Genomic DNA, 9154 nt, shown 5'->3' on the forward strand with positions numbered 1-9154 from the left:
GAGTCGGGCTCCACCACAATACGGTCCTTGCCGGGCAGGGAGAACATGTACTTGATCAAGGACGTGCCCAGCCGCGGGGTGAAGTGCGGGATGGGCCGGGTAGCCGGTGCCAGCAGCAGGTGCATGCCGATGTCCGCCTCCCGCGCGGGGTAGGCCTCGCCCACGGGATCGTGCAGTGGCTCGTAGGTCTGGAAAAGGGCCAGCGGTTCCCCATCAAGGATGGCCAGGAACGCGTGGTGGGTCTCCAAGGAGTCCAGGAACTCGTAGATTCCTTGGACTTCCTCGCGGGAGTTTTCGGTCATTCCCCAGAACCTGGCACGGGGTTGGGTGACCCATTCGAAGATGAGGTCAATGTCCTCGGCGGGAACCAGCGGGACTAGCCGCAGCGCGCCCCATCCTTCGAGGTCCTCGGAGTAGACGGTGGCTCGGACAGAGAAGTCCTGGGTAACGGTGGTCATGGCTTCCTTCGGGGCTGATGCGTGGTAGATGCGGGCTTGATGCGTGGAGCGGAATGGGTCAGGGTGTGTCTTTGGCCAGATGCGACCAGTCGGTCACCACGGGTGTGAGTTCTCCGGCGGTCCAGAGCGGTAGTTGGTCGGCGAAGTGTTGGTGCTCCGGTGTGCCGGAAGCCCCGAACGGGACGATCCACCGGCTGTTGCGCCGATCCGAGAGGTCCCAGACGTAGCGGGCCACAGGTCCACGAAAGCTTCGGTCATCAACGCCGGGCAGGCTCTCGGTGCAGAGAACACAGCCGGTATCTCCGCTGAGGCCGGCACGGGGGGCCGAGGAGGCCAGCGGGCCGGGAAGGACATGCACGGCCAGAAGCTGATGCCGGTCGCCCCAGGAGAGCCCCCGGGATTCTTCGAGCGCGACGTCCTCAAGTGCCGCAGCCGCTTCCGCATCCATGCTGATGCCCAGTTCGCGGCCTCGGACCAGCAGCGTCTCCAGCGCGAAGCCGATGCGGGAGGCCACCGACAACCAGGGTCCGAATAACGGCGAGTAGCCGGTTGGTTCGTTCAACGGTGCCAGTGCGGGATGCTGTGCCAGCCTCCGGACCAACGAGCCCCGCCATGACGCGAACACTGCAGCGTGGTGGCTGCCGGCATCCATGCGGCCGTCCCATTCGAGCAGCAGCGAACGCACGCCCTCGCTTTTCCTGGACAAACCGCCCGCCTTGGACAAACCGCCTTTCCTGGACGAGTCATCCACGGACACCCCGGAGAGCACCGAACGGAACAGAGGCCACGGACCCAGTTGGGTATCGGTATGGATGGTCTGCATGTCGTCCACGGACAACGGCCCCGACGCCGACTCGAGCAGTTCGCGGATGCGCGCCGCCCGATGCGCCGGGGCGAATTCCATGGCCACGGCGTCACCCCCTCCGGCCGCGCGATCGTTCGCGCTCACGGCAAAACGGTCCACCTCGGTGCGCGGCAGGATCACGTACTGCCCTTCCCACTGATGACGGTCGGAGAAGGCTGGAGCAGGCAGGCGCCGGTTGGCGGGGTTGCGTTGCGGAACCAGCCCGGCAACAAAGTGCCGCACGGCTCCGGAAGTGTCCGCGGCCACAACGCTGTTGACGGGCTCCACCCAGGCGTCGAAGGCCGTTTCCACCTCGGAGACACTCCGGCTCCGCAGCAACGGCAGGAGGGCCTCAAAACCCAGCCGCCGTTCAACGCGGGCGGGAAAGCGCAAACTCAGCGCATCGCCGTCGGGCGCTTCGGAGATCACCGAGCCGCGTGCGGTTTCGATGACCTCAGTGGTGACCGGCTCGCCGTCGCGGACGGTGATGGTTTCCACGCTCACGACGGCGGTTTCCCACCCTTGCGCTCCCCGCGCCTCGATGCGTTCCCCGGTGGAGTCCGTGACCCAGCGCAGTTCTTCCTCGAAGAGGTCCTGGTAATCGGCCATGGCGTTGGTGATGGCCCAGGCGGTGTGCCCGGTGTGGGCGAAGTGCGGGAGGCCGGGTACGCCGGGAAATGCGAAGCCAACGGCGTCGAACTCCGGGCAGGCGAGCCGTATTTGCTGGTACACGCCGGGGAGTTCCATGAGGCGGTGGGGGTCGCCGGCGATCAGCGGGAGCCCGCTTGCCGTCGTCGAGCCGTGCGCGGCCCAGGCGTTGCTGCCGGACCAGACGGGAGCTTCGATGCTGAACAGGCTCACGGCGTCCTCACCCAATGTCCGGGCGACGTGGGCGCGGAACAGTTTGTTGGGAAAGGTTGAAAACAGGATGTGGTGCACCAGGAAGACCCCCAGCGGGGTCCAGGGGTTCCACGGTTCAGGTTCGCTGCCGGATTCTTGAAATTCCGGGCCGCCACGGCGTCCGTCTGCCAGTGCCTGGTTGATGCCGGCCACGTAACTTGCGCACCACCGCTGAGTGTCGGTGTCGAGGTTTTCAAAACAGCGGCGTGCGGTGTCGTCCAGCTGGGCTTGGCGGGCGAACCGGTCCCAGACCACGGCGTCAACGCCCAGGACTTCCGCTGTCCGGCCTTCCGAACGCCAGCGCTCCAACTCGAGCTGCCACGAGCGGTCCGTTGCGGCATTCATGCCTTGGAGAAAGGCGAGATCGTCCGCGGAATCCGCCCATAAGTGCGGGATCCCCCACTGATCGCGGTAGCTTCCGGGGCCGCCTGCCGGGGCGGAAGGGTGCATCGGGGCAGGCGTCATAATCTCTGGCTGCTTTCGAGCTTAGGTTAGGCTTACTTAAGTTCAAGATAAATGGCTTTGGCCCCGTTCACAAATCGTGGACATTCGTGAAGGAGTGTTGCTTGAAGCGCAATTGGGAAGGCGTCGTCCTCAAAGTCATGGGCGCCAAGGACTTCACCCTGGAGGTCACGGGGCGCGAAGAAATCACCCCCGACTTCTTCCGGGTGCACGTGCGCGACGGCGGGCTCCTGGAGCGCAGCGGCCTGCACCCCACCATGTGGATCCGGTTGTGGTTCAACGATTCCGGCAAGGCCCACCAGCGCGCGTACACCTTGATCAACGCATCCCCTGCGGACGGAACGTTCAGTATGGACTTCGCCATGCACAACGGGGTAGCGGCTGACTGGGCCCGCTCCGTTCAGCCCGGCGACACCATTGACGCCACCGTCCAAGGCAGTTCCTTCACCTTCCCGCAGCCGGTTCCCCGCCGGATCTGGGTGGTGGGAGATCCCGCTTCGATCCCGGCCATCAACTCCTTGCTGGACGAACGAGGACTTACCGCAGCCGGCGCAGCTCCTGTCACCGCCTGGCTTGAATACCAGCACGACGCCGATCCCTCACTCCAGGTGCGGACGTCAGAGTCCGACGTCGTCACCTGGGTTCCGCGTAAACGCGACGGTGCCGCCCTGGTTGAGGAAGTCTGCGATGCGCTCACGGCGGAGAGTGTGTCCGTGGAAGAGGACTTTTTCTGGATCGCCTGTGAAGCCTCCAGTACCCGGGCAATCGTCAAGCACTTGCGGAAGACGCTGGGCGTGGACAAGCACCGGATCGATGCCTTGGGATACTGGCGCGTTTAGGCACCGCGTTTAGGCACCGGCGTTAGGCACCGCGTTTAGGTGCCGCGGCGCTCCTGCTGTGTTGAAGCGTTACTCGCGCCAGTTAAGGAAGCCCTTTTGTCCTTCCGGAGGGGTGAGGACCACGTCCCGGCCATACTTCTTCTGTGAGTCTGCGCCGAAGAAGGCATCCGGGACGATGCGGATCGCCTTGGCCACCTTCCCGTCCTTCAAGAAGACGAACAACGCAGGGGACGCTGTGTAGCGGTTCTCTTTGGTCAGCGGCTCGCCGAAGGCGGCTTCGATGTCCTTGGCCGGGGTCCCCTCCGTCACGAATCCTGCCTGGTCCCACTCGAAGTCCGTGGCGTCAGCCAACTTCAGGGCCGTCCCGTTCTTTGCGGACTCAAGGACCTGGCTGTTGAGGTTCTCATTCGATTCGGGCATGACGGATCCTCCTAGTGAACAGGCGGCCAGGGCGCAGGCCAGGATGAGAGTTAGCAGGCCCGCGAGGGTGACGCGGCCAGCAGGGGTCCGCATCCGTCGTCGTGCCTGTGTTTGTGGTTGGATCCTCACGAGGTGGTCCTCGACTCGTCGTTGAATTCCGGGTCCTCGCCGGGGGCGGGCTCGGCATTGTTGGCGTCGCCGGTCTGGTCCATGGGGACCTCGTTGGATGGGTGCGGCAGCAGGTCCTGTCCCACCACCACGGTATCGCCGTTGTTCACGGCTTCCTCGATCAAATCAGCAAGCTCCTCAGCACTGGCATCCGGGTTGGCTATGGCCACATTGCGGCCCACCTCATTGTTGTACAGATCCATCGCCTCACGCGGCGCAGGATTACCGGGGAGTTGTTCGTGGGCGGTGGCGTAATCCTCCGCCCAGTCCGCACCGAACTCCTTGACCATCAGGGCGTTCCAGTACGCATGGCGGAAGGCGTCGTTCTGGTCGTCGTTGCGGTCGGCGCTGGGGAAGCGGTCATCTGCTGTGCTGAAGGCGTCGTCATGGATGTCCTTGAAAGCGTTCATCTCGAAAGGGCCCAAACCGTTGAGGAGCTCCGCTTCCTTCTCGGTGACCTCCCTTTGGTCCACCACGAAGCGCAGGGGGTCCCAGTCCCCGGGCCACTTGGTGACCTCGGCATCGCTGACCTGGTATTGGTCCAGGATTTCCTGCGGTGTGGGCTGGCCGGGGTTCGGGTTGGCTGCGGTTTTGGTGGTGTCGGAGCCGCCGCTGCTTCCCGAACTGCCACCGGAGCCGCCGCTGCTCCCCGAACTGCCACCGGAGCCGCCGCTGCCTGCACCTTCAGTGGAAGCGGAGGACTGCTGGTCCGCGTTGGTAAGCACTGACTGCGAGGCTTCTTCCAATCCGCGCGTGGTTCTTTCCAGCAATGGCCTCAGCCGGCCCTGCCAGTCTGCGGCAAAGCGCTTGGCGTCCTGGCCCTGCCAACCGCCCCCATGGCCGGTTAGTCCCTGCCCTATTAGTGAATCGAGTTCCCGGGCCCGACTGGTCAACAGTGACGCACCGTTGGCCAGGGTCTTGGAGAGTGCTTTGAGTTGTTCGACGTCGGCGCCGTAGAAAGGCATATTTCCCCCTGAGCTTTGACTCCATGCTTTGGCATTGCTCCGGGGATCGCAATGGGTACCTCTGCCCGGCGCTGGCTCGCGGAAAGCGTTCGCCCGAGGCGAGCACCCGCCGTCGTGCTCCATATCTCACAGTTCGGGTACATTGTGACGTTTGCCGCTCAAACGGTGTTTTGGACGGCACTTCTAGCTCACCTGTGATATTTCTTGGATATGACGCAACCTACCGCTGAACACGTCGGCCTTCTGCTCCGCAACGCCCGTGGCGAAAAAGGGTGGACTCAGGGGCAGTTGGCTACCGAGCTTGGAACCAGCCAAAGCGCAATCGCGCGGATGGAGCAAGGTAAACAGAATCTCAGCCTTCGGATGATCGAGCGGCTCGAGGCCATCTTCGGCCGATCAATCGTCAAAGTGGGCAAGCCCCAGATGACCCACCTCCGGGTTGAGGGCGGCAGGACCCTTTCCGGAGAAGTGGATGTCAACAGCAGCAAGAATGCAGGCGTGGCCCTTCTGTGCGCCAGCCTGATCAACCGCGGCACCACCACGTTGCGCCGGTTGGCCCGGATCGAGGAAGTCAACCGGATTGTTGAAGTCCTGACGTCCATCGGCGTCGAATGCACGTGGCTCAACGGAAGCGACCTCCGCATCCGCAGGCCCGACGTCCTGGACCTGGGTTCCATGGATGTGGACGCTGCCCGCCGTACCCGCAGCGTCATCATGCTGCTTGGTCCGCTCTTGGACGAGACCAGCGAATACCTGCTCCCCTACGCCGGTGGCTGCGACCTCGGAACCCGCACAGTAGAGCCGCACATGCAGGCGCTGCGCCAGTTCGGGCTCGACGTCGAAGCGAAGTCCGGGTTCTATTCCGTGACTGCGCCGCCCGCTGATGGACACGACCGTTCCTTCGTCCTCACCGAACGTGGCGACACCGTGACCGAGAACGCCATCATGGCCGCCGCACACCGCGAGGGCACCACGGTCATCCGGAACGCGAGCCCCAACTACATGGTCCAGGACCTCTGCTTCTACTTGCAGGGACTCGGCGTGGAGATCCAGGGCGTGGGAACCACCACGCTGAAGATCACCGGCCGTTCCGCCATCGACGTGGAAATCGAGTACTTCCCCTCCGAAGACCCCATCGAGGCAATGAGCCTGATCACCGCCGGGATTGTCACCAACTCCGAGGTCACCATCCGCCGTGTCCCCATCGAGTTCATGGAAATCGAGCTCGCCACCTTGGAGCAGATGGGCCAGAACCTCGAAATCTCCGGGGAGTACATGGCACGCAACGGCCGGACCCGCCTGGTGGACGTGACTACCAAGCCATCCGAGCTCCGCGCTCCCCAGGACAAGATCCACCCCATGCCGTTCCCCGGCCTGAACATCGACAACCTGCCGTTCTTCGCAGTCATCGCAGGCAACGCCGAAGGCCAGACCATGATCCACGACTGGGTCTACGAAAACCGTGCCATCTACCTGACGGAGCTCAATAAGCTGGGCGCCCAGGTGCAGTTGCTTGACCCGCACCGGATCTACGTCAATGGACCCACCAAGTGGCGTGCCGCGGAGATCGGCTGCCCGCCGGCCCTGCGTCCTGCCGCGTGCTTGCTCCTGGCGATGCTGGCTGCCCGTGGTACGTCCGAGCTCCGCAACATCTACGTGATTGAGCGTGGATACGAGGACTTGGCCGAGCGCCTGAACACCATCGGCGCCAAGATCGAGTACTTCCAGGACTAGGCTCCACGCGTACGCCGGCAACGGATCAGTGGCGCGCCCGTTTCCGCCGTTCGCGCCAGCAACGGATCGGCGGCGCGCCCGTTTCCGCCGTTCGCGCCAGCTCGCTCTGGTGCGAATGGCGGAAACGGGGGCGGTCCTCGCTGCGCCTTTGAGAGTGCGCGGCTGCCCCTCCAGCCACTGTCCTCTACCGGCCTCCTGACGCAGAATGGAGCATGCGGACTTTCGGGGTTGAGGAAGAGCTGCTCATCGTCCATCCTGTGACGGGAGAGCCTCTTGCCCTCGCGGATGCGCTGCTCGCGGGCCACAACCAGGCGGCGTCCGCAACGGGCCTCAGCCACGAACTCAAGCTGGAGCAGATCGAGACGCAGACCCGCCCCTGCCACAGCTACGGTGAGCTTCTGCATCAGATCCGCCGCGGCCGGGCCATGGCCAATGAAGCGGCCCGACAGCACGGTGCGCGGGTTGCCGCGATCGCCACCTCCCCGCTGGATTCGAACACCCACACCACCCCGGATCCCCGCTATGCCGCGATGCTGGACCGCTTCGGCATCATCGCCACGGAACAACTGACGTGCGGATTCCATGTGCACACCTCTGTTGAGTCCCCCGAGGAAGGTGTGGTGGTGCTGGACCACATCCGGGACAAACTCGCCGTGCTCACGGCGCTCACTGCCAACTCACCCTTCTGGCGAGGCCTTCCTACCGGTTTCGACAGCTACCGCACCCAGGCATGGAACCGCTGGCCCACCTCTGGACCGTCGGCCGTGTTCGGATCACTCACTGCCTACCGACGCATCGTGAAGCGGCTGTTGGAAACGGGCGTGATCCTGGATGAGGGCATGATCTACTTCGATGCCCGCATCTCCCGGAACCACCCCACCGTGGAGGTCCGTGTGGCCGACGTCTGCCTTCGCGCCGAGGACGCCGCGTTGATTGCGGTGCTGGTGCGGGCTTTGGTTGAGACGGCTTCCTTGGAAATGCTCGACGGCGTTGAGCCCACCGCGGTGCCCACGGCACTCCTGCGGATGGCGAGTTGGCAGGCCAGCAATGCGGGGTTGCGTGGAGACCTTCTGGACTTCGGTGATTTCCGTCCCCAGCCGGCAGCGGGTGTGGTCTGGGCGTTGGTGGATTACGTGAGCCCAGTGCTGGATGACCAAGGCGAATTGGAGCTGGTCAAAGAGGGGATCTCAGATCTGCTGGAGCGGGGGAACGGCGCCCGCGAGCAACGGGAAGCGGCGGTGCGGTACAACAACAGGAAGCGAGGCAGCCAGAACCAGGCGGGCAGTCCACCCGCCAGCGCAGCCCTGGCCGCCGTCGTCGGGCATGCAGTGAAGGTGACGGTTCGCGGAACCTCTGCCGACGCGCACAAGGAGCCTGCGCCCATGTTGTCCCGGGTCAGGAGGCCTTAGGCTTTGCCGGCTTCCGGCTCTTCCCATGCCATCAAGTAGGCGCCGGTGAGGCCTTCCACCAAGTAGAAGCAGAACGGCGGGATGTCCTTTTTTGCTACCAGAATGGCGCCGTAGATTGGTGCGCTGGCCGCGGCCGTGACGCCGATCCAGCGTTTTGTGGGCAAGGAAAGAAGACTCCCGCCCAAGGCGGCCAACGCCACAACATGCAACCCGGAATAGGCCAGGAAAGGCGCGTTGGATCCATGGCGGTAGGCAAAACCCTCAATGTCAGCAGCGCGCCGGGCGAGGCTGGGGACGAAGAACGGGGCGCCGGCGAGCAATGCTGCGGCGGCAGCGATAGCCCACCTCTTCGCATTCCCACGTGGCGCGTTGTGGCCTGGAACGGCATCCCTGTCCGGAACGGCGTTCTTGTCTGGAACGGCACGGGCAAACGCGGCGAATCCAACTGGCACGGCGACGGTTCCCACGGCGGTAAGGTGCTGACCCACGATCCAACCGTGCCGTCCGGAGGTCAGCATGCGCAAGCGTTCGGCGTCGTCCGGTGTCATGTAGACGCGCGAGACCGGCGAGATTCCCACGAACCACACCACCGTGCCGGCAACGATGACCGCTCCGGCACGGCGATAGGGATGGTTCCCGCTCATGGCAGCAAGGTTAGACCTGCTTGAGGGCCTTCTCCAGATCCAGGATCAGATCATCCACATCTTCCAGGCCCACAGACAAACGGACCACGCCGTCGCTGAGCCCGATCGCCGCCCGCCCCTCCGGCCCCATGGCCCGGTGGGTGGTGGTGGCCGGGTGGGTGATGAGGGACTTGGAGTCGCCCAGGTTGTTGGAGATGTCCACTACACGCAGGCCATCGAGCAGTGCGAACGCGGAATCCTTGGCCGAACGTCCCGCGGAAGGGAGCAGCTCGAAGGTCAGCACAGTGCCTCCGGCCTTCATCTGCTTCGCG

The 9154-nt window shown here is 64.3% G+C and carries 9 protein-coding genes; 3 read left to right on the forward strand and 6 right to left on the reverse strand.

From position 1 onward, the window contains the following. Both HP499_RS16140 and HP499_RS16145 read right to left on the reverse strand, forming a co-directional pair. The coding region (locus HP499_RS16140; protein WP_172325242.1) for a GNAT family N-acetyltransferase at nucleotides 1–458 on the reverse strand (458 nt) is incomplete at its 3' end. Nucleotides 459–516: 58 nt separating this feature from the next. After that, entirely contained in the window at nucleotides 517–2667 is a 2151-nt protein-coding gene (locus HP499_RS16145; protein ID WP_172325243.1) for a penicillin acylase family protein, read from the reverse strand. A gap of 101 nt (nucleotides 2668–2768) precedes the next feature. Here HP499_RS16145 and HP499_RS16150 point away from each other — a divergent pair, with 101 nt between their 5' ends. After that, entirely contained in the window at nucleotides 2769–3503 is a 735-nt protein-coding gene (locus HP499_RS16150) for a siderophore-interacting protein (RefSeq protein ID WP_172325244.1), read from the forward strand. A gap of 69 nt (nucleotides 3504–3572) precedes the next feature. Here HP499_RS16150 and HP499_RS16155 read toward each other — a convergent pair whose 3' ends face one another. Further along, nucleotides 3573–3923, reverse strand: a complete 351-nt coding sequence (locus tag HP499_RS16155; RefSeq protein ID WP_172325245.1) for a hypothetical protein — start codon at nucleotides 3921–3923, stop codon at nucleotides 3573–3575. A 125-nt stretch (nucleotides 3924–4048) separates the two neighbouring features. Beyond that, entirely contained in the window at nucleotides 4049–5056 is a 1008-nt protein-coding gene (locus HP499_RS16160) for a WXG100 family type VII secretion target (protein WP_172325246.1), read from the reverse strand. Nucleotides 5057–5266: 210 nt separating this feature from the next. Here HP499_RS16160 and HP499_RS16165 point away from each other — a divergent pair, with 210 nt between their 5' ends. Then, nucleotides 5267–6790 (forward strand): UDP-N-acetylglucosamine 1-carboxyvinyltransferase, encoded by a 1524-nt coding sequence (locus HP499_RS16165; protein ID WP_026543347.1) that lies wholly within the window; start codon nucleotides 5267–5269, stop codon nucleotides 6788–6790. 212 nt (nucleotides 6791–7002) lie between these two features. Then, the gene (locus HP499_RS16170) at nucleotides 7003–8199 is read left to right on the forward strand and encodes a glutamate--cysteine ligase (protein WP_172325247.1); all 1197 of its coding nucleotides are present in this window, start codon (nucleotides 7003–7005) and stop codon (nucleotides 8197–8199) included. Here HP499_RS16170 and HP499_RS16175 read toward each other — a convergent pair. Together HP499_RS16175 and HP499_RS16180 are read right to left on the reverse strand one after the other, a co-directional pair. Beyond that, complete coding sequence (locus HP499_RS16175; RefSeq protein WP_172325248.1) at nucleotides 8196–8843, reverse strand: hypothetical protein; 648 nt, start codon at nucleotides 8841–8843, stop codon at nucleotides 8196–8198. The two genes, HP499_RS16170 and HP499_RS16175, sit on opposite strands and share 4 nt — an antisense overlap. Nucleotides 8844–8853: 10 nt before the next feature. Next, nucleotides 8854–9154 (reverse strand): PLP-dependent transferase (locus HP499_RS16180; protein WP_172325249.1); only part of this gene is annotated, 301 nt, incomplete at its 5' end.

It is taken from the genome of Paenarthrobacter sp. CM16, from assembly GCF_013179505.1.
In the GTDB taxonomy this organism is placed as follows: Bacteria; Actinomycetota; Actinomycetes; order Actinomycetales; family Micrococcaceae; genus Arthrobacter.

Coding starts and splice junctions, on each gene's coding strand:
- HP499_RS16175 (WP_172325248.1), bottom strand. CDS start 8,843: ATGAGCGGGAACCATCCCTATCGCCGTGCCGGAGCGGTCATCGTTGCC.
- HP499_RS16165 (WP_026543347.1), top strand. CDS start 5,267: ATGACGCAACCTACCGCTGAACACGTCGGCCTTCTGCTCCGCAACGCC.
- HP499_RS16170 (WP_172325247.1), top strand. CDS start 7,003: ATGCGGACTTTCGGGGTTGAGGAAGAGCTGCTCATCGTCCATCCTGTG.
- HP499_RS16145 (WP_172325243.1), bottom strand. CDS start 2,667: ATGACGCCTGCCCCGATGCACCCTTCCGCCCCGGCAGGCGGCCCCGGA.
- HP499_RS16155 (WP_172325245.1), bottom strand. CDS start 3,923: ATGCCCGAATCGAATGAGAACCTCAACAGCCAGGTCCTTGAGTCCGCA.
- HP499_RS16160 (WP_172325246.1), bottom strand. CDS start 5,056: ATGCCTTTCTACGGCGCCGACGTCGAACAACTCAAAGCACTCTCCAAG.